Below are 23,846 nucleotides of genomic sequence, written 5' to 3'. Positions count from 1 at the left end.
AGGCAATGGCATTGCTGCACGCCAAGACGGCGGCTGGCCGTCAGGAAATCGAAGACCGTGGCCGGCGCCTGCCGGCGGCACTGCGTTCGATCCTGCTGATGGTCGACGGCCATCGCGATGACACTGAATTGCGCGGCCTGTTCGAAGGCCTGCGTGCGCCGCCCGATGCACTGGAGCAATTGTCAGCGCAGGGCCTGATCGAAGTGATCGGCGGAAGTGCCGAGGTGACGCCGCTGCGCGGCATCAGCACCGGGCGCGAACAGGACCCGGCGCTGTACCAGCAGCTGTACGACGCGATGAGCGAGGCGGTACGCCGCCACCTGGGCCTGAAGGGCTACTTCATGCAGTTGAAGATCGAACGCTGCACCGATGCGCTGGCGCTGGAACGCCTGTGCCCGGAACTGCTGGCGGCGGTGGGCAAGGCGCGCAGTCCGGCGCTGGCGCAGCGCTGGTGGCAGGAAACCCAGGCTGCCGTGGTCAAGGGTGGTGGCGAGGTCGTGCAGGCCTGAGCCACCGCGTAAAGTGATCGGTTCACTTCCCCCACAAGGAGTTCCGCGTGCAGGACGACCACGACGACACCGATACCCCCGGCTGGGACGCGATCAATGCGGCGCTGGCGCCCCTGTATGCCGGGCAGGAGCCGCGTCACTTCGGCACCGCGCTTCCGCACACGCTCGGTGGCCAGGATCCGCTCGATGGCATCAGCGTGTACTGGGCGGATGAGCCGGTACCCCACTGGCACTACGTCACTTACGGCTTCTCCGAGCTGTATGCCAAGGAGAGCAGTGATGCCGCCACCAGCGGCTATGGTTTCGAGCTGACCTTCCGCCTCGCTGCCGACGCCGGTGAGAACGCCGGCAGCGCACCGCCGGTGTGGCCGATGAACCTGCTGCAGAACCTGGCGCGCTATGTGTTCGGCAGTGGCAACGTGTTCGAGGACGGTCACCATCTCAATGCCAACGGCCCGATCGCGCTGGAGACCGGCACGCGCTTGTGCCATCTGGCCTTCGTCGCGGATCCGCAGTTGCCCGCACGCGACACCGCCAATGGCCACCTGCAGTTCCTGCAGCTGGTCGGGCTGACCGATGAGGAGATGGAAGCGGTCAAGCGCTGGTCGACGCGTGGCGTGCTGCAGGCGCTGCAGCCGGCGATGCCGCTGTGGATCAGCGACCTGCATCGCGGCAATCTGCTGGAGGATCCGGCACTGGCGGCACAGGTGCAGGCCGGCAGCGAGCGCGAGGGCTCCAGTACCGGCATGTTGTTCATCGAGACACTGGATTGGCGGCAGGAGGCGGGCGTCACCACCCTGGTGCTGGGGGCCGGCCAGGTCGCCAGCGTGTGCGAGCTGCTGCCACTGCGCCTGCGCCACGGCAGATCGCTGGAACTGGTCAGCCGCGAGCGGCAGTGGGAGTTCGTTCCGGCCGGGCGCGGTGAAATGGGCGACGTCTCCGCCGACAACGCGCGCTGGGCACTGGACGAGGCGGGATTGCAGGCCCTGGCGTGCGTGCGTGCCGAGCGCGGTATCTATCCGGTGGCGGCGCTGCGCATCGAAGTGGTGCCGACCTACCTGCGCGATGCCAAGGGCGAAGTGATCCGCCAGATCGGCTGATCACGCTGTTGGAACCGAGGGGGTCAGAGCCGCCTGCTGCGCAGACGGATCCGACCCCAGGTCAAGATCAGGCCAGGCCTTCAGCCTTCAGCGCGGCCTGCACGCCGGCGTCGGCATCCATGCGCGCCTTGTAGGCGGCCAGGTTGTCCAGGCCGGACAGGTCGACCTTGGCGCCGGCGGCCCAGCGCAGGGTGATGTAGAAGTACGGATCGGCGAAGCTGCGGAAGCCGGCCAGCCACGGCTTGTCGGCCAGCTGCTTGTCGGCGGTCTCGAACAGGCCACGCAGGCGCTTGTGCGCGGCGGCGCGGATCGCATCGAACTGGCTCTCGTCGGCGATGAACTTGCCCGGCGCGAACAGCGGCGAGAAGGCCGGATGCACATCGGAATTGACGAAGGCCAGCCAGCGGGTGGCTTCGGCGCGCTGGCGCGGGCTGCCATCGCCGCCGAGGCCGGCCTGCGGGTAGGTGTCGGCGATATAGCCCATGATCGCGGCGTTCTGCAGCAGCACGAAGTCGCCGTCGACCAGTGCGGGGACGGCACCGGCCGGATTGATCTTGAGGAATTCCGGCCCCTTCAGGGTGTCCTTGTTCAGCAGTTCAACCTCGAACGGCTGGCCGGTCCACTGCAGGGCGATGTGGTCGGCGGTGGAACAGGCACCGGGCTTGCTGTACAGCTTCATGGGAACTCCAGGTGATGCGGGCGGGAAACGCCCACTATCCCAGAGCCTGCCGGCGGGCGGCAACGCTGCCGCCAGCACGGATCGTTACGACTGCCGCGGCTTGAGGTTCTGCACCTTGTAGAAGGTGTGATCGCCGATGGTGGCCACCTGGTACGCATTGCGCCAGTTCGGGCTGGCGATGGACAGCGCGGCGAAGTGGCTGGCACCGGGCACGATCTCGCGGCGCTCGCCGGCCGGCAGCGCCCAGTTGCGCTCGGCGTCGAAGGCCACGTTCATCGCCTCGCTCCAGGCCGCGTCGTTGCCCAGCTGGGTACCGGGGGAGACGATGGTCGGTGCGAACTGCTTGCGCGCGGTGACCACCTGGCACATCGAGTCGCCCCACAGGCCACTGTCGAGACGGCGCAGGGCGACCTCGGCGACGGCCTGCTGGCCCCGCAGGGTCTGGTCGCGGGCTTCCAGGTAAACGGTGGTGCTCAAACACAATGAATCAGCGGCCGGCTGCGGCAACAACTGCGACAGCCAGAGAATCCAGGCCAGTTTCATATAACTCCTTGCTCCGTGTGGGCCGCACCCTCCGGTTCCGGCCGCGGGGGCGACAGGAGGCGGGGTACGACTTGGCGTCATGGGGAGGCGGCCATCGGGGCCGCCCCGTGGGCAGCCCCAAAAGAAACGATCAGTACCGATCGAGGGGGCTGCGCCGGCTCACCGGAAACTGGCTGGTGAGCGGAAAGATGGCGCAAGGTAGGGGGGGATAGCCGAACGCATCGTGAACCGTGCGACTTGACATTCAGGTTCGGCAGGGGTGACGGAAATCACATTCCGCCCCCCATTCAGGCCCTCATCAGAGCGCAGCGGCGACCCGGCTGCCCTGGTCGATCGCCCGCTTCGCATCCAGTTCGGCGGCCACATCGGCGCCGCCGATCAGCTGCGCGTTGATGCCGGCGGCCTGCAGTTCGGCCTGCAATGCGCGGTTCGGTTCCTGCCCGGCGCAGATCACCACATGGTCGACCGGCAGCAGCTGTTCGCTGCCTTCCACGCGGATGCGCAGGCCCTCGTCGTCCACGCCCAGGTACTCGACGCCGCCGAGCATGCGCACGCCCTTGGCCTTCAGCGTGGCGCGATGGATCCAGCCGGTGGTCTTGCCCAGTCGCGCGCCGGGCTTGCCCGGGCTGCGCTGCAGCAGCCACAGCCGGCGCGGCGAGGCTTCTGCCTGCGGCCTGGCCAGCGAGCCGCGGGCCTCGAACGTGCTGTCCACGCCCCATTCGGCCATCCAGCGCTGCGGGTCCAGCGAGGGCGACTCACCGGCGTGGCTGAGGAATTCGCCGACATCGAAGCCGATGCCGCCGGCGCCGATGATCGCCGCATTGGCGCCCACTTCGACCCGCCCCAGCAGCACGTCCAGATAGCTGACCACCTTGGCGTGGTCGGCGCCGGGGAAATCGACCTTGCGCGGGGTGATGCCGGTGGCCAGCACCACCTCGTCGAAGCCGGCCAGGTTGGCGGCATCAGCACGGGTGCCGAGGCGCAGCTGCACGCCGGTCTCCTGCAGCGTGTGGCGGAAGTAGCGCAGGGTCTCGTAGAACTCTTCCTTGCCGGGGATGCGCTTGGCCACGTTGAACTGCCCGCCGATCTCGTCGCCGGCATCGAACAGGGTGACCTGGTGGCCGCGCTGGGCAGCGACGGTGGCACAGGCCAGGCCGGCGGGGCCTGCACCGACCACGGCAACCTTCTTCGGCGTAGTGGTGGGGCGGTAGACCAGCTCGGTCTCGTGCGCGGCGCGCGGATTGACCAGGCAACTGGCCAGCTTGTTCTCGAACACGTGGTCCAGGCAGGCCTGGTTGCAGGCGATGCAGGTGTTGATCGCCTCGGCGCGGCCGGCACGGGCCTTGTTCGGCCACTGCGGGTCGGCCAGCAGCGGCCGCGCCAGCGACACCATGTCGGCGCCGCCATCGGCGAGGATGCGCTCGGCGACGTCGGGCATGTTGATGCGGTTGGTCGCCACCAGCGGCACTTTCACATGTGGCTTGAGCTTGGCGGTGACCCCGGCGAAGGCAGCGCGCGGCACCGAGGTGGCGATGGTCGGGATGCGCGCTTCGTGCCAGCCGATGCCGGAATTGATGATCGTTGCGCCGGCCGCCTCGATCGCCTGCGCCTGCTGCACGATCTCTTCCCAGTTGCTGCCGTCGTCCACCAGATCCACCAGCGACAGGCGGTAGATGATGATGAAGTCCGGGCCGCAGGCCTCGCGGATACGGCGCACGATCTCCACCGCGAAGCGCATGCGCTGGCGCGCGTCGCCACCCCAGGCATCGGTGCGCTTGTTGGTGCGCGGGGCGATGAACTCGTTGATGAGGTAGCCCTCCGAGCCCATCACTTCCACGCCGTCGTAGCCGGCCTCGCGGGCCAGCTTCGCGCTGCGTGCGTAGTCGGCGATATGGCGCTCGACGCCGCTGGCCGAGAGCGCGCGCGGGGTGAACGGGTTGATCGGTGCCTTCAGCTTCGACGGCGCCACCGACAAAGGGTGGTAGGCATAGCGGCCGGCATGCAGCAGCTGCAGGCAGATCTTCGCGCCGTGCTGGTGCGCGGCGGCGGTGAGCTGGCGGTGCGGGCGTACTTCCCACGGCCAGGACAGCTTGCCGCCGAACGGCTTCAACCAGCCCACTACATTCGGCGCGAAGCCACCGGTGACGATCAGGCCGACGCCGCCCTCGGCGCGTTCGGCGAAATAGGCCGCCAGCCGCGGGAAGTCGCGGGCGCGATCCTCCAGGCCGGTGTGCATCGAGCCCATCAATACGCGGTTGCGCAGCTGGGTGAAGCCCAGGTCCAGCGGGGCGAACAGGTGGGGATAGGCGCTTTCGTTGGCTGGCGACATGGTCGATACGCTTGCGTACGGAAGCGCGAAGCGTGCCGCGAAACGGCGGCCGGAGCAAGGGCTGGCGAATCGGTAGCGCCGGGCCATGCCCGGGGACGCGGCTACCCGTGGCCGCGCTGTGCGCTCGCCGGGCGCGGTCCGGGCATCGGCCGGCCAATCCCGAACCAGCCCAGCGTCATTCCGCACAGCGGCCCGATCAGCAGGGCGAAGGCCAGCGTGCCGAGGCCGACATTGCCGCCCAGCCACCAGCCCAGCAGCAGCACGCTGCCCTCGATCAGGCTGCGCACTTTCCAGATCGGCCAGCCGGTACGGGCGTGCAGGCCGGTCATCAGGCCGTCGCGCGGGCCAGGGCCCAGCTTGGCGCCGATATACAGGCCGGTGGCCAGCGCGACCAGCAGCATGCCGGCGCAGAACATCGCCAGCTGCCAGCCCAGGCCGACCGCCGGCGGCAGCAGCCACAGCCCGAACTGCGCGGACGGGCCGATCAGCATCACGTTGAGCACGGTGCCAACGCCCGGCTTCTGCCGCAGCGGCCACCACAGCAGCAGCACCAGCGCACCGATCACATTGGTGGCCAGCCCGAACGAGAGCGGCGTCTCCGCGGCGATGCCCTGCGACAGCACGTCCCAGGGCGCCACGCCGATGGCGGCACGGATCATCAGCGAGGCGCCGAAGCCGTACAGGAACAGGCCGGCGATCAGTTGCAGCATGCGCAGGGGCAGGGCGGTGGGCATGGCGGTCTCGGGGGAGGGGGATCTGTTCCCACCGTAATCCCGATCCAGTCACTTCAATAGATACAGATGCCGACCAATCCGCCGCTACAGGCGGAATCTGTAGCGCCGAGCCCATGCTCGGCTGCTTTGCCTGGCACCACCAGCCGAGCATGGGCTCGGCGCTACATGACGCGTCAGTCGCCCCAGCCTGCCAGCGCCAGCTTGCCCACCGTGCGTCCGCCGGCCAGGCGCTGATGCGCGATGTCCAGATTTGTCGCATTGATCGGGCCCAGCGTCTCGCTGAGGGTGCCGCGCAGCTGGCCGGCATCGATCATGCTGGCCGTGCGGCTGAGGATGCGGTGCTGCTCGATGCAGTCGGCAGTGGCAAAGCGCGAGCGCGCGAACATGAACTCCCAGTGGATGCCGATGCACTTGGCCTTGTAGGGATCGCCGATCCGCAGCGGCCCACGTGGCTCGACGATCAGGCCGACGTGTCCCTGCGGCGCCAGCAACAGGCCCAGTTCGTCCCAGTAGTGATCGGTGTCGGCCAGGTTGAGTGCGACCTGCACCGCGTCGATGCCCAGCGCCTGCAGCTGGGCCTGAAGCGGTTGCCGGTGGTCGATCACGTGCCGGGCACCCATCTGCCGGCACCAGTCGGCCGAGGCCTCGCGCGACGCCGTGGCGATCACCTCGAAACCCGCATGGCGGGCCAGCTGGATCGCCATCGAGCCGACCCCGCCCGCACCGCCGATCACCAGCAGGTGCTGGCCGGCGTGGCGGCGATCGTCCAGGCGCAGGGGCATGCGCTCGAACAGCAGCTCCCAGGCGGTGAGCGTGGTCAGCGGCAGCGCTGCGGCCTCAGCGAAATCCAGCGTGGTGGGTTTGCGCGCGACCAGGCGTTCGTCCACCCACTGGTACTGCGCATTGCAGCCGGGGCGGGTGACATCACCGGCGTAATAGACCTCGTCACCAGAGGCGAACAGGCTGGCCTCGTCGCCGATCGCCTCGACCACGCCGGCGGCGTCCCAACCCAGCACGCGGGGCGCCTGGAGCGTGGCCGGATCCGTGCTGGCACGCTGCTTGCCATCGACGGGGTTGACCGAAACCGCCTCGACCCGGACCAGCAGGTCACGCCCCCGGGGAGGCAGCGGCGGGGGCAGGTGGATATCGCACAGGGCAGGGGCGGATTCACGACTCAGGGCGACGGCTTTCATCACGGCTCCGGCTGGGTTCGTGGCTCCATCATAAGGTTCCTCACCTTTCCGCAAACACGCTGAACCGTGTGATGCAGTACGTTGCGCAATATGTCGTTTTCCCCGCCTAAACCCCGTCAAACCCTTGCAGCGTGAGGGTCTTGCGGATTTTCATCATCCTGTATAGGGTTTCAACGTCGGACCGGTGGACGGTCGGGCGCAACACTTCACATGTTACGGGACTGTTAACATGGCCTTCACCCGCCTGAGCATAATGTTCGCGGCGGTGGCGTGCTGAATCGGCTGTCGTACATCGACGCACTTGTGCTGGCCCATGCCTCTACCGGTTTCATACCCCCGAAATAGGAGCTGTACTCAATGAACAAGAAGATCCTTACTGCCGCGCTGCTGGGCGGCCTGGCTTTTGCCCAGGCAGCTTCGGCGCAGGAGTTCGATGACCGCTGGTACCTGACCGGTTCGGCCGGCTTCAACTTCCAGGACAGCGACCGTCTGACCAATGACGCTCCGTTCGTGACCCTGGGCCTGGGCAAGTTCATCAGCCCGAACTGGTCGCTGGACGGTGAGCTGAACTATCAGAACCCGAACTTCGATTCGAACAAGGACCTGAACTGGTCGCAGTACGGCGTCTCGCTGGACCTGCGTCGCCACTTCATCAAGGAAGGCCGCGGCTGGAACCCGTACATCGTCGGTGGCCTGGGCTACCAGAAGTCGGAAGAAGAGTACCCGGCGCTGAATGCCAATGGTCCGCGCCAGCGTAAGGACGGCAACGTTGCCGCCAAGCTGGGCGTCGGCCTGCAGACCACCTTCGAAAAGCGCGTTGCTGTCCGCGCCGAAGTGGCCTACCGCGCTGACTTCGACGACAAGAGCTACCACGCTGCCAGCGAAGACTGGTTCGGCGACGTGCTGGCTTCGGTCGGCGTCGTGATCCCGCTGGGCCCGGCTCCGGTCGCGGCTGCTCCGGCTCCGGCTCCGGTCGCCCCGAGCTGCGCCGACCTGGATGACGACGGTGACGGCGTCAACAACTGCGACGACAAGTGCCCGAACTCGCAGCCGGGTCAGACCATTGGTCCGGACGGTTGCCCGGTGCCGGTCTCGATCGACCTGAAGGGCGTCAACTTCGACTTCGACAAGTCGAACCTGCGTCCGGACGCCGTGGCGATCCTGAGCGAAGCCACCGAGATCCTGAAGCGTTACCCGGATCTGCGCGTTGAAGTTGCCGGTCACACCGACTCGAAGGGTACCGATGCTTACAACCAGAAGCTGTCGGAGCGTCGTGCTACCGCCGTGTACAACTACCTGACCAAGAACGGCGTTGACGCCGGTCGCCTGGTCGGCCCGATCGGCTACGGCGAGAGCCGTCCGATTGCTCCGAACACCAACCCGGATGGTTCGGACAACCCGGAAGGTCGCGCCAAGAACCGTCGTACCGAGCTGAACGTCCAGAACTAAGTTCTGACGCTCTGCCTGTAGGACACAGCAGGACCCGGCTTCGGCCGGGTCTTGTTGTTTCTGCGGCCCGGAATCCGGGTATCTACTGCTACGCAGGCAACCGTTCGTCGGGTTTTTGTTCGTAAAACCAATGAGTTGCCGTATTCATTGAAAGTGGCGCTTGAAAGCTGTCGCGGCATTGCTAAACTCGCCGCGTCACTTCCTTTCCTGGATGCCCTTCATGCTGCGCTCTGCATCGGCCGCCTTCCTGGCGCTGGCCCTGATTCCCGCCGCCCACGCTGCGGTCGATTGCTCGGTCAACACCAGCGCCTCGCCGCTGCCGTTGCCGGCCACGACCATTGCGCCGGTGGCCGACGAGCTCTACATCCGTGGCAACCAGCTGGGCATGCCGGCCGGTGTGCTGAGCAGCAACTACGATCCGTCGCAGTCGCTGGACCAGGTGCTTCAGCGCCTGCGCATCGACGGCTGCCAGAACATCGCCAAGGCCATTCCGAGCGCACCGGCGGTGAAGCCGAACGATCCGGCGGCCTACAAGCCGCAGACCGAATTCGACAACACGCCCTGGCGCTTCGACATGAGCCAGAACGGCAAGCGCATGACCGCTGAAGAGTTCGATGCCTGGATGAAGGCGCGTGGCGTGCGTGTGGTCAAGGCACGTCCGGCTCCGGCCGCCACCCCGGCTCCAGCCGAAGCACCGGCTGAGACCAAGCCGGTCGACAAGAAGTAAGCGTCGCGGGGAGCAGAGGCTTGCGCACGCGCCGCCCACCTGCCGCCCCCGCCGCCCGCTCCCACGCACCGCGTGGGCGTGCGATTCCCGCTGCCACAGCCGCCGGTGTCCGTCATGGCCTGGCGCGCGTGCTGTCCAAGGCCGGCGTCTGCTCGCGCAGCGAGGCCGCGCGCTGGATCGCCGAGGGCCGCGTACGCGTGTCCGGCCGCATCGTGCGGGATCCCGAGTTCCCGATTGGCCAGCCGGCGCCGCCGATCGAGGTCGATGGCCAGCCGATGGGTGCGCCGCAGCGCCTGTACCTGATGCTCAACAAGCCGCGCGGGGTGGTGACCACCGCGCAGGACGAGCGCGGCCGCGACACCGTCTACCGCTGTTTCGATGGCGCCGGGCTGCCGTGGATCGCACCGGTCGGGCGCTTGGACAAGGCCAGCGAGGGGCTGTTGCTGTTCAGCAACGATCCGCAGTGGGCCGCGCGTCTGACCGATCCGGAAACCGGCCCGCAGAAGACCTACCACGTGCAGGTGGACCGCCTGCCCGACGATGACACCCTGGCTGCGCTGCGCGCCGGTGTCGAGGACGAAGGCGAGTTCCTCCTCGCCCAGGCGGTGCGCGTGCTGCGCAGCGGCGACAAGACCGCGTGGCTGGAGGTGGTCCTCGACGAGGGCCGCAACCGCCACATCCGCCGCCTGTTGGCGGCCTTCGACCTGCAGGTACTGCGCCTGGTCCGGGTTGCGATCGGCGGGCTGCTGCTCGGCGATCTCGGCAAGGGGCAATGGCGGCTACTTGAGGTCAGTGACCAGCAGCGGCTGGGGGCCGCTGCACCGGGCTGATCATCGCCCGCGGCCGGCGGTTGCCGGCCACCGTTCCAGGCGTAGGGGGCGCCTGGTTGCTGAATTTCCCGAACGGAGCCTGCCCATGTACCACCCGACCCTCAACCAAACCCTGCGCTGCGCAGGCCTGCTGCTGCCGATGGTGCTGCTGACCGCCTGTGGTGGCCACAAGAAGGTGGCCAAGGCGGAAACGCCGGCTGAAACACCGGTGGTGGAAGTGAAGACCCCGGAGCTGGATGGCCGCGGCAGCTACCGCTTCCTGATGAGCAACGGCGACAAGAAGATGACCGCCGATGAGTTCGATGCCTGGATGAAGGCCAACGGCATCCGCGTTGCCAAGGGCAACGGCCAGGATGCTGCCGCCAAGCCGGTGGTGGTGGCCAGCAAGGACGAGCCGAAGGGCAAGAAGAAAAAGAAATGACGCGCGTCGCGCGTCATTTCGGTAGCGCCGGGCCGTGCCCGGCGAGCGCATAGCGCGGCTATCGGGAAACCGCCGGGCATGGCCCGGCGCTACCCGTGGGGATCCGACCCCGGGGCGATCAGCCCTTGATCACGCCCAGCTCGACACCGATGCGGGTGAACGCATCGATGGCGCGGTCCAGGTGCTCACGCGTGTGCGCGGCGCTGATCTGGGTGCGGATGCGGGCCTGGCCCTTGGGCACCACCGGGAAGAAGAAGCCGATCGCGTAAATGCCTTCTTCCAGCAGGCGCTCGGCGAACTTCTGCGCCAGCGGGGCGTCGTACAGCATCACCGGGCTGATCGGGTGCACGCCCGGCTTCACGTCGAAACCTGCAGCGGTCATCTTTTCGCGGAAGTAGGTGGTGTTCTGCGCCAATGTGTCGCGCAGGTCGTCAGCGGCGGCCAGCATCTCGAAGGCCTTGATGCCGGCGGCGACCACGTGCGGCGGCAGCGAGTTGGAGAACAGGTAGGGGCGCGAGCGCTGGCGCAGCAGCTCGATCACCTCGGCGCTGGCGCAGGTGAAGCCGCCCAGCGCGCCGCCCATGGCCTTGCCCAGGGTGCCGGTGATGATGTCGATCTTCTCCAGCACGCCCTTCACTTCGGCCGAGCCGCGGCCGCTGGCACCGAGGAAGCCGGTGGCATGGCATTCGTCGATGTGGACCAGCGCGTTGTACTTCTTCGCCAGCGCGGTGATCTCGTCCAGCGGGGCGATGAAGCCGTCCATCGAGAACACGCCGTCGGTGGTGATCAGCTTGGTCTTGCAGCCGGCGGCATCGGCAGCCTGCAGCTGCGCTTCCAGGTCGGCCATGTCGCAGTTGGCGTAGCGGAAGCGCTTGGCTTTGCACAGGCGCACGCCGTCGATGATCGAGGCGTGGTTCAGCGCATCGGAAATGATCGCGTCGTTCTCGCCGAGCAGCGGCTCGAACAGGCCGCCGTTGGCGTCGAAGCAGGCCGCATACAGGATGGTGTCCTGCTTGCCGAAGAAGTCGGCGATCTGCTTCTCCAGCTGCTTGTGCAGGTCCTGGGTACCGCAGATGAAGCGCACCGAGGCCATGCCGAAGCCGTGGGTATCCAGCGCATCCTTGGCGGCCTGGATCAGGTCCGGATGGTCGGCCAGGCCGAGGTAGTTGTTCGCACAGAAGTTCAGCACCTTGCGGCCGTCCTCAAGGGTGATCTCGGCCGACTGCGGGCTGGTGATGATCCGTTCGGACTTGAACAGGCCCTGGGCGCGGATGGCGTCCAGTTCCTCAGCGTAGTGGCGGGTCAGGGCGGAGGAAGCGTCGGTCATGGCGTGGGCACGGCTCTGAACGGGGAAACCGCTGATTCTACCGGGCATCGCCGCGTGCCGACCGGCCCGGCTGGAGCATCGCCACGGCCGGCACATGTTGCATCGCAATAGCAAACTGGTTAAAAATTCGTGAACCGGAGCTGTCCCGCTCCGGCCGCTACGCCTGCTCCCCGCCTTCCACGCCACCGCCCCCACCGGAGACGCTCATGAAGCACGCCCGTGCCTGCCTCGCCATTGCCGCTGCCCTGACCCTGGCCGCCCCGTTCGCCGCCAGCGCCCAGGAAAACGAATCGCCGTACAGCTGGAACGTCACCGCCGTTTCCGATTACCTGTTCCGTGGTGTGTCGCAGACCGACGAGGATCCGACCCTGCAGGCCGGTTTCACCTACACCAGCCCGGTTGGCCTGTATGCCGGCGTGTGGGGCTCGGGTGTGGACTTTGGTGCGGGTGACCCGAAGACCGAGGTCGATTACCTGATCGGCTACGGCGTGGATGTCACCGAGCGCGTGAACGTCGATGTGCTGTTGAACCGCTATACCTACCTGAAGTCCAGCCACCAGAACTACAACGAGCTGATCACCACCACCACGCTGGATGACACCTACAAGCTGACGGTGGCCTACACCAACGATGTCTGGAACAGCAGTACCGATGGCTGGTACTTCGGCCTGGGCGGCAGCTGGGGCCTGCCGAAGGACTTCACCCTGAATGCCAACGTCGGTCGCAGCACCTTCGAGGACGGCATCGCCAAGGACTACACCGACTGGAACGTCGGCGTCGCGCGCCAGTTCGGCCTGTTCAACGTCGGCCTGGGCTACTACGGCACCGACGGCAACGGCCGCGACAATTCGGGCAAGCTGGCCCACAGCCGTGTCATGCTAAGCGTGGCCGTGGGCAAATAACCCTTGCTTCGGCAGGGGCCAGCCTTGCCTGGCACGCTTTACGAAAAAGGCGCCCATCGGGCGCCTTTTTCAATTCCGCAGCGTTCCTGATCCCGACTTGAGGAGAGCCCCCTTGATGTTCAAGGGGGCGCGCCAAAGGCGCGGGGATAAGGAAACATGCGGGGGAATTGACCCGAAGGGTCAATTCCAGCTCAACACGACCTTGCCGGCCTTGCCTTCTTCCATCAGGTCGAAGCCCTTCTGGAAATCATCGATCGGCAGCTGGTGGGTCATCACCTTGCCGAGCGGGAAACCGGACAGCACCAGCTGGGTCATCTTGTACCAGGTCTCGTACATCTTGCGGCCGTAGATGCCCTGCACGGTCAGGCCCTTGAAGATGATCTTGTCCCAGTCGCAGCCGGCGCCCTTGGGCATGATGCCGAGCATGGCGATCTTGCCGCCGTGGTACATGCAGTCGAGCATGTCGTTGAACGCACGCGGGTTGCCGCTCATTTCCAGGCCCACGTCGAAGCCCTCCATGTGCAGCTCCTTCATCACGTCCTTCAGCGACTGGTTGGCCACGTTGACCACGCGGGTGGCGCCCATGTCGGCGGCCAGCTTCAGGCGGAAGTCGTTGACGTCGGTCACCACCACGTTGCGTGCACCGATGTGCTTGCAGATGCCGGCGGCGATGATGCCGATCGGGCCGGCACCGGTGATCAGCACGTCCTCGCCGATCACGTTGAACTCCAGCGCACAGTGCGCGGCGTTGCCGTACGGGTCGAAGAACGCAGCCAGCTCCGACGGGATCTGGTCCGGGATCGGCCACAGGTTGCTGGCCGGCATCACCATGTATTCGGCGAAGGCGCCGTTGACGTTGACGCCGATGCCGACGGTGTTGGGGCACAGGTGCGGGCGGCCGCCACGGCAGTTGCGGCAGTGGCCGCAGACGATGTGGCCTTCGGCCGAGACGCGCTGGCCGATTTCATAGCCAGTCACGGCCGAGCCGAGTGCGGCGACGCGACCGACGAATTCGTGGCCGATGGTCAGGCCCGGCTTGATGGTGCGCTGGCTCCACTCGTCCCACAGGTAGATGTGCAGGTCGGTGCCGCAGATCGCGGTCTTCTCCAGCTTGATCAGGACCTCGTTCGGGCCCGGGGTCGGAACCGGAACTTCTTCCAGCCAGATGCCCTTGGCCGCTTCGCGCTTGACCAGGGCCTTCATCGTTTGCTGCGCCATCGAGGTGGAACTCATCAGGGGGAAAGCGCGGATTATAGGGTGCCGCACGGATTTCCCATGTTGCGCTGCGGGTGCAGTGGTGGAACGAAAGGCGTGCGCCGGCGGGCGTTTCGAACGTGGCCGCTGCACTCGCCGGGCATGGCCCGGCGCTACCGTCCGAGGCCAGGCAATTGTCGGGAGACGGGAGGCCAGGCCGATGCAGGACCGTGAGCGCCATGGATGGCGCGATCGAGCCCCCATGGGTGAGGGCGCTTTGCTTGCGAAGCACTGCTTCGCAAGCGCCAGAACGCACAGCCGCCAGCGGCTGGGCCGGGCCGCGGAGCGGGGTTTACGGCGTGTCCTGCATCGGCCTGGCCTCCCGCCTCCGTCCGATCGCAGTGGAGACGCTGAACGATGGAAGCATCCGATTGCATGACTTCCGGGGTTCGGGCCGGGGCAGGGCGGCGGGCTACAATCGAAGGTTCCACTACCAGGGGCCGCTCCATGCGCTCGAACCTGCTTGCATTCTCCATCGTCGCCAGCCTCGGGCTGGCCCAGGTCGCCCATGCCGCTGAAGGCATGTGGGTGCCGCAGCAGCTGCCGGAAATCGCCGGCCCGCTGCAGAAGGCCGGCCTGAAGCTGTCCCCGGAACAGCTGGCCAACCTGACCGGCGACCCGATGGGTGCGGTCGTCGCCCTCGGCGGCTGCACCGCCAGCTTTGTCTCGCCGCAGGGCTTGGTGGTCACCAACCACCACTGCGCTTATGGCGCCATCCAGCTGAATTCGACCGCGCAGAAGAACCTGATCAAGGACGGCTTCAACGCGCCGACCCTGAAGGACGAACTGAGCGCCGGCCCGAACGCCCGCGTGTTCGTGCTCGACCAGATCACCGACGTCACCACCCAGGCCAAGGCCGCCATCGCTGCCGCCGGCAACGACCCGCTGGCCCGCAGCCGCGCGCTGGACGCCTTCGACAAGGCCCAGGTTGCCGCCTGTGAAGCCGACGCCGGCTTCCGCTGCCGCCTGTACAGCTTCTCCGGCGGCAACACCTACCGCCTGTTCCGCAACATGGAAATCAAGGACGTGCGCCTGGTCTACGCGCCCCCGGGCAGCGTCGGCAAGTTCGGCGGCGACGTCGACAACTGGATGTGGCCGCGCCACACCGGCGATTTCTCGTTCTACCGCGCCTACGTGGGCAAGGACGGCAAGCCGGCCGCCTTCGCCGCCGACAACGTGCCGTACCAGCCCAAGCACTTCCTGAAGTTCGCCGACCAGCCGCTGGGCGCCGACGACTTCGTGATGGTGGCCGGCTACCCGGGCCGCACCAACCGCTACGCACTGGCCGGTGAGTTCAACGAAACCGCCAGCTTCACCTACCCGACCATCGCCAAGCACTACAACGCGGTGCTGAAGATGATCGCCGACGCCGGCAAGGCCGACGCCGACGTCAAGGTGAAGTACGCCGCCACCGCCGCCAGCATGAACAACGTGGCCAAGAACTACCTGGGCCAGCTGGAAGGCTTCAAGCGCATCGACGCGGCCGGACAGAAGCAGGCTGAAGAAGCCGCCGTGCTGGCGTGGCTGAAGAAACAGGGCGCTGCCGGCAAGCCGGCGCTGGCCGCACACGCACAGCTGCTCAAGCATCTGGATACCAGCAAGTCGACCCGCGAACGCGACCTGTTCGTCGGTCAGTTCAACAACACCTCGGCCGTTGGCGCAGCGATCACCCTGTACCGCCTGTCGATCGAGCGCAGCAAGCCGGATGCCGAGCGCGAAGCCGGTTACCAGGAACGCGACCTGACCACCATCGAAGGTGGCCTCAAGCAGATGGACCGCCGCTATGTGGCGAAGATGGACCAGCAGCTGCAGGCCTACTGGCTGGAGCAGTACGTGGCCCTGCCGGCCGCGCAGCGTGACAACGAAGTGCTGAACAAGTGGCTGGCCGGCAGCGATGCCGCTGCGGTGAAGTCGCTGGTGGCCAAGCTGGGCGGCACCGAGCTGGGCAGCCTGGACACCCGCCTGAAGTGGTTCAAGGCCGACCGCGCCGCGTTTGAAGCCAGCAGCGATCCGGCCATCCAGTACGCCGTGGCCGTCATGCCGGCACTGCTGAAGCAGGAAGAGCAGAAGAAGATCCGCGAAGGCGAATCGCTGACCGCGCGTCCGCTGTACCTGCAGGCCGTGGCCGACTACAAGAAGAGCCAGGGTGAGTTCGTCTACCCGGACGCCAACCTGTCGCTGCGCATCACCTTCGGCAACGTCATGGGCTATGGCAAGGACGGCGTGAAGTACACCCCGTTCACCACCCTGGAAGGCGTAGCGGCGAAGGAAACCGGCGAAGATCCGTTCGATTCGCCGAAGGCGCTGCTCGACGCGGTCAAGGCCAAGCGCTATGGCGGCCTGGAAGACAAGCGCCTTGGTTCGGTGCCGGTGAACTTCCTGTCCAACCTGGACATCACCGGCGGCAACTCGGGTTCGCCGGTGCTGGACGCCAACGGCAAGCTGGTCGGCCTGGCATTCGATGGCAACTGGGAATCGGTCAGCTCCAACTGGGTGTTCGATCCGGTGATGACCCGCATGATCGCCGTCGACAGCCGCTACATGCAGTGGATCATGCAGGAAGTGGCGCCGGCGCCGCAGCTGTTGAAGGAACTGAACCTGGCGAAGTAAACCGGTTGCGGTAGTGCCGGCCGCTGGCCGGCAACGCCTGCAGACACTGCCGGGCGGTGCATCCACGCATGGCGTGGATCTACTGCAATACTGAAACCCCGCGACGTCTGTCGCGGGGTTTTTTGTCAGCAGCCCTAAGCGGTTTCCCAGGGAACCGGGCGCCCCATTCCCGACACATCGCTGCCCGCTCCGAGCACCCGGCAGTGATTCCAGTAGTCATCTTCCGAGCCCTCAAGGCCGTCGAGATGCAGGCGGACGGATGGGATAGGCCAGCAGTGTTCCATTGCAGCCAGCGCGATCAGCTGTTCGCAAACGTCTTCGTCCGGTGCATCCAATCCGGACAACAAGCGCTCGAACGCTTCATAGAACTCTTCCTCGGGATCGTTCAGGGCGGCAATTTCGTCCATTTCGATTGAAATGAACTCATACGGTGCGTCTTCAATCACCCGCTCGAGCATGTTCACGTACGGAGCAAGATCACCGATACCCTTGAATGCCTGGACGACGCCTGTGCGGCGGCGCCGAAGGGTTTCGAGCACTTTCTGTTTGGGTGCCGAAGGTGCCTGTCCGATCACAACTTCGCCATCGACTTCGAAATCAGCCCGCTGGAAATCCTCGGGTGTAAAAAGCGCCGGCCACAGCAGCGGTATGCAGTAGACATCGTTTGCCAGTGTCTGCACGTCGGAATCGTAGTCGACGGCGAAGCTGGGATAGATGCCCGGCAGGGGGCTGCAGCACAGATAGGAGCGATTGGACATTGATCGGCCCGCAAAGGCTCCAAGCGTGGACGTCGGGTGCCAGCAATGCCATCAGATTAGTTGCATATTGCAAAGTGAACGTGGCTGTCCGCTTCGACGTCGTTGGTTGCACAGCATCCCTAGCTGCCCGGCCCGGTGCGCCGAACAGGTATCATCCCTGTTCCGCGTACTTCACAGGATGTGAACGAAACGCGGAAACCTCCTCCCCCCAGGACCCCTTGCACGCATGCGCATCCTGCTTGCCCGCCACGGCGAAACGCCGTGGAACGCCGAAGGCCGCTACCAAGGCCAGATCGATATTCCGCTTTCGCCGATCGGTGAAGCCCAGGCTCAGGCGCTTGGCGCCCGCTTGGCCTCGGTGGACATCACCCGTGCCGTTGCCTCGCCGCTGTCGCGCGCGCAGCGCACCGCGCAGCTGGCGCTTGGCGCCGCCCGCGCCGACATGCTGCTGACCGAGCCGGAGCTGCAGGAAATCGCCCACGGCGAATGGGAAGGCCTGCTGGCCAGCGAAATCAACGAAAAGGATCCGTCGCGCCTGCAGGCCTGGCGCGAGGAACCGGATACCGTGCTGATGCCCGGCGGCGAATCGCTGCGCCTGGTGCTGGAACGCAGCTGGCGTGGCCTGGCCCGTGCCACCGAAGGCCTCGGCGAGCACGACACCCTGCTGGTGGTCGCGCATGACGCGGTCAACCGCGTGATCCTGTGCAAGGTCCTGGGCCTGCCGATTTCCCGCCTGTGGACCTTCCGCCAGGCACCGACCACGCTCAACCTGCTCGAAGGCGCCGACCTGGACAGCCTGGAAGTGGTGCGCCTGAACGACTGCGCCCACCACACGCCGTTCTTCGGCGAAGCCAAGCACCGCGCACTCTGACCCGCCACACCGAACCACCTGTACCTGCTGGAAGCATTGCCGTGACGAACACCCCGACCACCCTGGCCGATTGGCTGGATTACATTGAACGCCAGCACCCGGCGACCATCGACATGGGCCTGGAGCGCGTGCGCGCCGTGGCTACGGCGATGGGCCTGGGCGCGCCGGCCAAGCGCACCATCGTGGTCGGTGGTACCAACGGCAAGGGTTCCACCGTGGCCTTCATCGAGGCCATCGCGCGCGCCGCCGGCTGGAAGGTCGGCGCGTACACCTCGCCGCATCTGCTGCGCTACAACGAGCGCGTGCGCATCGACGGCCAGGACGTGGACGATGCCGCGCTGGTCGCTGCGTTCAACGCCATCGAGGCCGCGCGGGGCGAGACCACGCTGACCTATTTCGAGTACGGCACGCTGGCCGCGCTGCAGTTGTTCACCGACGCCGGGCTGGATCTGGCGGTACTGGAAGTGGGCCTGGGTGGCCGCCTTGATGCGGTCAACATCGTCGATGCCGACGTGGCGGTGATCACCACCGTGGACATCGACCATGCCGAGTGGCTGGGCGAGGACCGCGAAGCGATCGGCACCGAGAAGGCCGGCATCATCCGTGGCTGGAAGCCGGTGATTCTGGGCGAGACCGATCCGCCGTCCAGCGTGCTCGCACGTGCCTATCTGGTGGGTGCCAACGCGATCCGTGGCGGCAGCGATTATTTCTACGAGCCGATCGATGCCCAGCGCTGGCGCTGGCGCGACGTCGGCCTGCGCATGGAACTGCCGACCCCGGCGCTGGCCGGCCCGATCCAGCTGGCCAACGCCGGCGCCGCCATCGCCGCGCTGCGCGCGCTGGACAAGCCGGTGCCGCGCGCGGCGTGGGCTGCCGGTGTCGCGGCGGCGCGCATTTCCGGCCGGCTGCAGGCATTCGAGCGCGACGGCGTGCAGATCCGTGTGGACGTGGGCCACAACCCGCAGGCCGCGGGCCAGCTCGCGCGTGCGCTGAAAGCCGAGGTCTCGGCCGGGCGCACCCTGGCGGTGTACGCCGCGCTGCAGGACAAGGACGCAGCGGGTGTGGTGCAGGCGCTGGAGGACGTGGTGGGCGAGTGGACCCTGGCCGGGCTGGAAGGCCCGCGCGGGCAGAGCGCCGCCCAGCTGCAGGCACGCCTGGCCGGCACGGCCGCCGCCACGGCGGCGCTGGCTGACAGCGTCGAACAGGCGCTGGCGCAGACACTGGCCCAGGCCGAACGTGGGGACCGGGTACTGGTGTTCGGCTCCTTCCATACCGCCGCCGCCGCCCTGCAATGGCTGCAGGACGCCGCCTGATACGCGTTCAGCCAACACCGACGCCGTCCGGTCCGGCACCCGTATAATCGATGGCAATCTCCGGACAGTTGCCTGCCTCACGTGGATACGCCTCTGAAACAGCGTCTGATTGGTGCCATCGTGCTGGTGGCACTGGCCGTGATTTTCCTGCCGATGCTGGTCAAGGGACCGGCACCGGACAGCGGCGTCGCCAATGTGCCGATCGCCGCGCCGGATGCACCGGCCGATGGCCAGTTCGAAACCCGTGAACTGCCGCTGGTGGCCCCGGCGGGCGGTGCCACGGGGCTGCAGACCGGCCAGGCCAAACCGCTTGCGGAGGCCGCAGCGCCTGCCACGCCGCCGACCGTGGACACGTCGCCGGCGGTCGCCGCCGGCAACTATGCGGTTACCTTCGGTGCCTACGGCAGCAAGGCCGACGCCGATGCCGTGATCGCCTACCTGAAGCGCTCGCAGCTGCCGGGCTTCACTGAAACCGCCACCATCGGCGGCCGTCAGGCTTGGCGTGTGCGGGTCGGGCCGTATGCCGACCGCGCCCAGGCCGAGGCGGCCCGCCTGCAGGCGGTGAAGATCCGGGCGGATGTGAAGGCCGAAGTGATCACCCTGGACGCGGCGGCCGGCAGCAGTGCCCCGGTCGCGGCCACCCCGTCACCCGCTACGCCGAGCGCCAGCACCCCGTCCGCAGCCACTGCGCCGTCGGCCAGCAGCAACCCGGTCCGCAGCGAAAGCCTGCCGCCGAGTACGCCGACCGCAACGACCACCCCGGCCGCCAGGCCGGAACCGCCGAAGCCTGCGCCGAAGCCCGAGCCGAAGCCGGAGGCCACCGCCAGCAAGCCGGCGACGGTGCCAGCCACACCGGCGGCACCGGCTGCCAGCAGCGTCGGCTTTGCCGTGCAGCTGGGCGCGTTCGGTCAGGCCAACGATGCCAATGCCCTGCGCGACAAGGTCCGCGCCGCCGGTTTCAGCGCGTTCGTTGAACAGGTGCGCACGGACAAGGGCACCCTGCATCGCGTCCGCGTCGGGCCGGTGGCCAACCGCGCCGATGCCGAGCAGCTGAAGGCGCAGGTCGCCGCCAAGGTCGGCGTGGCCGGCATGGTGCGACCGCACCCATGACCCACGCGCAGCCCCGTTGCCAGCGCCGCCGAAGGAGCGGGGCGCCATGATCGACGTGGTGCTGCTGATCGTGATCGCCGCCTCCACCCTGCTGGGGATGCTGCGCGGCTTTGTGGGAATCGTCATCGGCACCCTGTCGTGGCTGCTGGCCGCGTGGGCGGCCTTCGCCTTCGGCAATGATGCCGCCCATTGGTGGGCCGCCCCGGCGGCCCCCGGTGGCGAACACTTCGTCGGTGGCTACCTGGGGGTCGGCATCGGCGTGATGATCGTGGTCGCGGTGATCGGCATGGTCATCAAGGCCCTGGTCCATCGCAGCATGCTGACCAGCCTGGACCGCCTGCTGGGCGGGGTGCTGGGCGCTGTGCGGGGCGGCCTGATCGCCGCGATCCTGCTGCTGCTGGGCAGTTTCACCCCGCTGACCGCCGAGCCCTCCTGGCAGCGTTCGGCGGTGCGCCCACTGCTGAACCCCACCGTTGCCTGGATGAACAGCAAGCTGCCGCACTGGGAGGTTCCCGGCGCCGATCTGCTGCCCAAGGGCTTGCCGACCGACGCCCTGTCCCCATCTGCATTGATGGAGTTGGGGAAGAACGCAGGCGCCGGGTTGGGAAAGCCGGGCGCGGCAGGCGATAATGGCATCCTCAACCAGGTAGTGGCAGGCAGCGGATGGCTGCGGCCTGCGAAAGCGGAACAGGGCGATTCCTACGATCCGGCCGAAGTGCGTCCGGACGCCCCAGCACTGCCGGACAGTATCGAGCCGGGCGATCCGGCCAATGTCGACCGCGCGCGCGGCGACCACCGCGGCCAGGTACGGCCACCTTCCTTGTAACTGGGCAAAGCCCAGCGGAGACTTCGCACCATGTGTGGCATCGTCGGAATCGTCGGCAACCAGAACGTCGCCGGGCAGTTGTATGACGGCTTGACCGTCCTCCAGCATCGCGGCCAGGACGCAGCAGGCATCGCCACCGTCAATGGCAGCCGCCTGCGGGTGCAGAAGGCCACCGGCCTGGTCCGCGATGTGTTCGATGCCCGCACCATGTCCACCCTGGAAGGCAGCGTCGGCATCGCCCATGTGCGCTACCCGACCGCCGGTTCGGAAGGCATGGACGAGGCACAGCCGTTCTACGTCAACTCGCCGTACGGCATCGCGCTGGCCCACAACGGCAACCTGATCAACACCGAGGCGCTGCGCCAGCAGGTGTTCGAACAGGACCGGCGCAACGTCAATACCGATTCGGACAGCGAAGTGCTGTTGAACGTGTTCGCCTACGAACTGGAGCAGCAGCGCCAGCTCAGCCCGGAAGCGGCCATCCGTGCCGTGGCTGGCGTGCACCGCCGCTGCAAGGGCGGCTATGCGGTGGTCAGCGTGGTGCTGGGCCTGGGCCTGGTGGCTTTCCGCGATCCGCATGGCATCCGTCCGCTGGTGCTGGGCAAGCGCAGCCACGCCGAAGGTGACGAATACATCGTCGCTTCCGAGTCGGCCGCGCTGGACGTGCTGGGCTTCCAGCGCGTGCGTGACGTGCAGCCGGGCGAAGCGCTGGTGATCACCGCGCGTGGCGAGCTGTTCTCTGAGATCTGCGCCGAGCCGGCCGAGCACACCCCGTGCATCTTCGAGTACGTGTACTTCGCACGCCCGGATTCGATGATCGACAACGTGTCGGTGCACAAGGCGCGCATGCGCATGGGCATCAAGCTGGGCGAGAAGATCCTGCGCCTGCGCCCGGACCACGACATCGACACCATCATCCCGATCCCGGATACCTCGCGCGACGCCGCGCTGGAGATCTCCAACGTGCTCGGGGTGAAGTACCGCGAAGGCTTCATCAAGAACCGCTACATCGGCCGCACCTTCATCATGCCGGGGCAGGGCGAGCGCGTGAAGTCGGTGCGCCGCAAGCTCAATCCGATCCACCTGGAGTTCCGCAACCGCGTGGTGCTGCTGGTGGACGACTCGATCGTGCGCGGCACCACCAGCCAGCAGATCGTGCAGATGGCCCGTGATGCAGGCGCACGCAAGGTCTACCTGGCCAGCGCGGCGCCGCCGGTGCGCTACCCGAACATCTACGGCATCGACATGCCGGCTGCAGAAGAGCTGGTCGCGCACAACCGCAGCGTGGAAGAGATCGAAGCCCACCTGGGCTGCGACTGGCTGATCTACCAGGATCTGGAAGACATGGAAGCGGCAGTGAGCGAGGGCAACCCGGCGCTGCGCAACTTCGATTCGTCCTGCTTCAACGGCCACTACCCGACCGGTATCGAGCCGGGCTACTTCGAGCGCATCCAGCAGCTGCGTTCGGACGATGCCAAGCACAAGCGCCGCGCCTGAGGTCCAGGCGTGGTTGACGTGCCCGACGTTGGTGGCGACCTGCTGCGCGCCGCGCAGCAGTGCCTGGCCGAAGCCAACCCGCTGCGCAAGGTTGCGCTGACCCAGGCCTACGCCGCTGCGTTCCGTGCCGGTCGCCTGAGAGTGGCCGCCGATGCGCTACCGCCGGAGCCGATCCGTATGCCGGGCCGGCCGGCGCAACTTGTGCTGGTGCACCCGCGCGAAGTGCCGCGGCGCGGACTGGGCGGTGTGGAAGGGCGGGCCGCCTTCATCCATGCCATCGCCCATATCGAACTCAATGCGATCGACCTGGCCTGGGATGCGGTGTACCGCTTCCGCGGCCTGCCGTCGGCATTCCATGCCGACTGGGTCAGCTGTGCCGACGACGAATCGCGGCACTTCATGCTGCTGCGCGAACGCCTGCAGGTGCATGGCCACGACTATGCCGATTTCCCAGCGCATAACGGCCTGTGGGAAATGTGCGAAAAGACCGCGCACGATGGCCTGGCACGCATGGCGCTGGTGCCGCGCGTGCTGGAGGCGCGCGGCCTGGACGTGACGCCGGGCATGATCGAGAAGCTGCGCAATGTCGGCGATGGCGAAACCGCCGATGTGCTGGAAGTGATCCTGCGCGAGGAAGTGGCGCACGTCGCTGCCGGTTCGCGCTGGTACCGCTGGTACTGCGATCGCGCCGGTGTCGAACCGCGCACACGTTTCAAGGAACTGCTGGTGGAGTACGCCGGCGGCTACCTGCACGGGCCGTTCAACATGGAAGCGCGCCTGCTGGCTGGTTTCGATGCGGATGAGCTCGCCAACCTGGTCGAGCAGGCGGGTTGAGAAAAAGGGGACGGAGGGGATTAAGTCGTT

The 23,846-nt window shown here is 67.0% G+C and carries 22 protein-coding genes; 14 read left to right on the top strand and 8 right to left on the bottom strand.

Features of this window, described 5'->3' with window-relative positions; translation table 11 throughout:
• The first annotated feature begins 5 nt into the window (after positions 1-5).
• Entirely contained in the window at positions 6-509 is a 504-nt protein-coding gene (locus N5D20_RS07890) for a hypothetical protein (protein ID WP_049434018.1), read from the top strand.
• A gap of 47 nt (positions 510-556) precedes the next feature.
• Positions 557-1,609: a suppressor of fused domain protein gene (locus N5D20_RS07885; protein ID WP_197578077.1), complete on the top strand. Its 1,053-nt coding sequence runs from the start codon at positions 557-559 to the stop codon at positions 1,607-1,609.
• Between the two features lie 67 nt (positions 1,610-1,676).
• Here the strand turns inward: N5D20_RS07885 and N5D20_RS07880 are convergent, their stop codons facing one another.
• The 5 genes from N5D20_RS07880 to N5D20_RS07860 all read right to left on the bottom strand — a co-directional run bounded on the left by N5D20_RS07880 (position 1,677) and on the right by N5D20_RS07860 (position 7,087).
• Entirely contained in the window at positions 1,677-2,288 is a 612-nt protein-coding gene (locus tag N5D20_RS07880) for a glutathione S-transferase N-terminal domain-containing protein (RefSeq protein WP_043401403.1), read from the bottom strand.
• An 84-nt stretch (positions 2,289-2,372) separates the two neighbouring features.
• Positions 2,373-2,831: a cell wall hydrolase gene (locus tag N5D20_RS07875; RefSeq protein WP_004154513.1), complete on the bottom strand. Its 459-nt coding sequence runs from the start codon at positions 2,829-2,831 to the stop codon at positions 2,373-2,375.
• Positions 2,832-3,129: 298 nt separating this feature from the next.
• Positions 3,130-5,160 carry an NADPH-dependent 2,4-dienoyl-CoA reductase gene (locus N5D20_RS07870; RefSeq protein ID WP_241885371.1) on the bottom strand — a complete coding sequence of 677 codons (2,031 nt, stop codon included), beginning with the start codon at positions 5,158-5,160 and terminating at the stop codon, positions 3,130-3,132.
• Positions 5,161-5,261: 101 nt separating this feature from the next.
• Positions 5,262-5,894, bottom strand: a complete 633-nt coding sequence (locus N5D20_RS07865; RefSeq protein WP_279914744.1) for a hypothetical protein — start codon at positions 5,892-5,894, stop codon at positions 5,262-5,264.
• 173 nt (positions 5,895-6,067) lie between these two features.
• Positions 6,068-7,087, bottom strand: coding sequence for a zinc-binding alcohol dehydrogenase family protein (locus N5D20_RS07860; protein ID WP_043401399.1), 1,020 nt, complete (start codon positions 7,085-7,087; stop codon positions 6,068-6,070).
• Between the two features lie 357 nt (positions 7,088-7,444).
• On the opposite strand from N5D20_RS07860, the gene N5D20_RS07855 reads away from it, so the two are divergent.
• The 4 genes from N5D20_RS07855 to N5D20_RS07840 all read left to right on the top strand — a co-directional run bounded on the left by N5D20_RS07855 (position 7,445) and on the right by N5D20_RS07840 (position 10,514).
• Entirely contained in the window at positions 7,445-8,536 is a 1,092-nt protein-coding gene (locus N5D20_RS07855) for an OmpA family protein (protein ID WP_197578072.1), read from the top strand.
• A 220-nt stretch (positions 8,537-8,756) separates the two neighbouring features.
• Positions 8,757-9,263, top strand: coding sequence for a hypothetical protein (locus tag N5D20_RS07850; RefSeq protein WP_197578071.1), 507 nt, complete (start codon positions 8,757-8,759; stop codon positions 9,261-9,263).
• An 83-nt stretch (positions 9,264-9,346) separates the two neighbouring features.
• Positions 9,347-10,093 (top strand): pseudouridine synthase, encoded by a 747-nt coding sequence (locus tag N5D20_RS07845; RefSeq protein ID WP_279914748.1) that lies wholly within the window; start codon positions 9,347-9,349, stop codon positions 10,091-10,093.
• Between the two features lie 85 nt (positions 10,094-10,178).
• Positions 10,179-10,514 (top strand): hypothetical protein, encoded by a 336-nt coding sequence (locus tag N5D20_RS07840; RefSeq protein WP_005412356.1) that lies wholly within the window; start codon positions 10,179-10,181, stop codon positions 10,512-10,514.
• Between the two features lie 118 nt (positions 10,515-10,632).
• Here N5D20_RS07840 and kbl read toward each other — a convergent pair whose 3' ends face one another.
• Entirely contained in the window at positions 10,633-11,841 is a 1,209-nt protein-coding gene (gene kbl, locus N5D20_RS07835; protein WP_279914743.1) for a glycine C-acetyltransferase, read from the bottom strand.
• A 206-nt stretch (positions 11,842-12,047) separates the two neighbouring features.
• On the opposite strand from kbl, the gene N5D20_RS07830 reads away from it, so the two are divergent.
• Positions 12,048-12,743: a TorF family putative porin gene (locus N5D20_RS07830; RefSeq protein WP_010483951.1), complete on the top strand. Its 696-nt coding sequence runs from the start codon at positions 12,048-12,050 to the stop codon at positions 12,741-12,743.
• Between the two features lie 180 nt (positions 12,744-12,923).
• Here the strand turns inward: N5D20_RS07830 and tdh are convergent, their stop codons facing one another.
• Positions 12,924-13,946 carry an L-threonine 3-dehydrogenase gene (tdh, locus tag N5D20_RS07825; protein ID WP_010483949.1) on the bottom strand — a complete coding sequence of 341 codons (1,023 nt, stop codon included), beginning with the start codon at positions 13,944-13,946 and terminating at the stop codon, positions 12,924-12,926.
• A 498-nt stretch (positions 13,947-14,444) separates the two neighbouring features.
• On the opposite strand from tdh, the gene N5D20_RS07820 reads away from it, so the two are divergent.
• Positions 14,445-16,607 (top strand): S46 family peptidase, encoded by a 2,163-nt coding sequence (locus N5D20_RS07820; RefSeq protein ID WP_279914742.1) that lies wholly within the window; start codon positions 14,445-14,447, stop codon positions 16,605-16,607.
• A gap of 134 nt (positions 16,608-16,741) precedes the next feature.
• On the opposite strand, the gene N5D20_RS07815 is transcribed toward N5D20_RS07820, so the two are convergent.
• Positions 16,742-17,365 (bottom strand): hypothetical protein, encoded by a 624-nt coding sequence (locus N5D20_RS07815; RefSeq protein ID WP_049434025.1) that lies wholly within the window; start codon positions 17,363-17,365, stop codon positions 16,742-16,744.
• Positions 17,366-17,591: 226 nt separating this feature from the next.
• Between N5D20_RS07815 and N5D20_RS07810 the strand changes: the two genes are divergently transcribed.
• The 6 genes from N5D20_RS07810 to N5D20_RS07785 all read left to right on the top strand — a co-directional run bounded on the left by N5D20_RS07810 (position 17,592) and on the right by N5D20_RS07785 (position 23,816).
• On the top strand, positions 17,592-18,236 hold the full coding sequence (locus tag N5D20_RS07810) for a histidine phosphatase family protein (protein WP_010483945.1): 645 nt from the start codon (positions 17,592-17,594) through the stop codon (positions 18,234-18,236).
• Between the two features lie 41 nt (positions 18,237-18,277).
• Positions 18,278-19,549, top strand: a complete 1,272-nt coding sequence (gene folC, locus N5D20_RS07805; RefSeq protein ID WP_180836348.1) for a bifunctional tetrahydrofolate synthase/dihydrofolate synthase — start codon at positions 18,278-18,280, stop codon at positions 19,547-19,549.
• Positions 19,550-19,630: 81 nt separating this feature from the next.
• Positions 19,631-20,659 (top strand): SPOR domain-containing protein, encoded by a 1,029-nt coding sequence (locus tag N5D20_RS07800; RefSeq protein ID WP_279914741.1) that lies wholly within the window; start codon positions 19,631-19,633, stop codon positions 20,657-20,659.
• A gap of 46 nt (positions 20,660-20,705) precedes the next feature.
• On the top strand, positions 20,706-21,485 hold the full coding sequence (locus N5D20_RS07795) for a CvpA family protein (protein WP_019336370.1): 780 nt from the start codon (positions 20,706-20,708) through the stop codon (positions 21,483-21,485).
• A 30-nt stretch (positions 21,486-21,515) separates the two neighbouring features.
• Positions 21,516-22,982, top strand: a complete 1,467-nt coding sequence (gene purF / locus N5D20_RS07790) for an amidophosphoribosyltransferase (protein ID WP_010483938.1) — start codon at positions 21,516-21,518, stop codon at positions 22,980-22,982.
• A gap of 9 nt (positions 22,983-22,991) precedes the next feature.
• Positions 22,992-23,816 carry a ferritin-like domain-containing protein gene (locus tag N5D20_RS07785; RefSeq protein ID WP_279914739.1) on the top strand — a complete coding sequence of 275 codons (825 nt, stop codon included), beginning with the start codon at positions 22,992-22,994 and terminating at the stop codon, positions 23,814-23,816.
• Positions 23,817-23,846: the final 30 nt, after the last annotated feature.

Source organism: Stenotrophomonas sp. GD03877 (assembly GCF_029840555.1).
GTDB lineage: Bacteria > Pseudomonadota > Gammaproteobacteria > Xanthomonadales > Xanthomonadaceae > Stenotrophomonas > Stenotrophomonas geniculata.
This window is presented reverse-complemented; position numbering and strand designations above follow the sequence as displayed.

Bases quoted from the DNA above. Each gene is read 5' to 3' on its own strand.
- kbl (WP_279914743.1), bottom strand. From the start codon at position 11,841: ATGACCGACGCTTCCTCCGCCCTGACCCGCCACTACGCTGAGGAACTG.
- purF (WP_010483938.1), top strand. From the start codon at position 21,516: ATGTGTGGCATCGTCGGAATCGTCGGCAACCAGAACGTCGCCGGGCAG.
- N5D20_RS07870 (WP_241885371.1), bottom strand. From the start codon at position 5,160: ATGTCGCCAGCCAACGAAAGCGCCTATCCCCACCTGTTCGCCCCGCTG.
- N5D20_RS07855 (WP_197578072.1), top strand. From the start codon at position 7,445: ATGAACAAGAAGATCCTTACTGCCGCGCTGCTGGGCGGCCTGGCTTTT.
- N5D20_RS07795 (WP_019336370.1), top strand. From the start codon at position 20,706: ATGATCGACGTGGTGCTGCTGATCGTGATCGCCGCCTCCACCCTGCTG.
- N5D20_RS07880 (WP_043401403.1), bottom strand. From the start codon at position 2,288: ATGAAGCTGTACAGCAAGCCCGGTGCCTGTTCCACCGCCGACCACATC.
- N5D20_RS07850 (WP_197578071.1), top strand. From the start codon at position 8,757: ATGCTGCGCTCTGCATCGGCCGCCTTCCTGGCGCTGGCCCTGATTCCC.
- N5D20_RS07860 (WP_043401399.1), bottom strand. From the start codon at position 7,087: ATGAAAGCCGTCGCCCTGAGTCGTGAATCCGCCCCTGCCCTGTGCGAT.
- tdh (WP_010483949.1), bottom strand. From the start codon at position 13,946: ATGAAGGCCCTGGTCAAGCGCGAAGCGGCCAAGGGCATCTGGCTGGAA.
- N5D20_RS07830 (WP_010483951.1), top strand. From the start codon at position 12,048: ATGAAGCACGCCCGTGCCTGCCTCGCCATTGCCGCTGCCCTGACCCTG.
- N5D20_RS07840 (WP_005412356.1), top strand. From the start codon at position 10,179: ATGTACCACCCGACCCTCAACCAAACCCTGCGCTGCGCAGGCCTGCTG.
- N5D20_RS07815 (WP_049434025.1), bottom strand. From the start codon at position 17,365: ATGTCCAATCGCTCCTATCTGTGCTGCAGCCCCCTGCCGGGCATCTAT.
- N5D20_RS07865 (WP_279914744.1), bottom strand. From the start codon at position 5,894: ATGCCCACCGCCCTGCCCCTGCGCATGCTGCAACTGATCGCCGGCCTG.
- N5D20_RS07820 (WP_279914742.1), top strand. From the start codon at position 14,445: ATGCGCTCGAACCTGCTTGCATTCTCCATCGTCGCCAGCCTCGGGCTG.
- N5D20_RS07875 (WP_004154513.1), bottom strand. From the start codon at position 2,831: ATGAAACTGGCCTGGATTCTCTGGCTGTCGCAGTTGTTGCCGCAGCCG.
- N5D20_RS07890 (WP_049434018.1), top strand. From the start codon at position 6: ATGGCATTGCTGCACGCCAAGACGGCGGCTGGCCGTCAGGAAATCGAA.
- N5D20_RS07810 (WP_010483945.1), top strand. From the start codon at position 17,592: ATGCGCATCCTGCTTGCCCGCCACGGCGAAACGCCGTGGAACGCCGAA.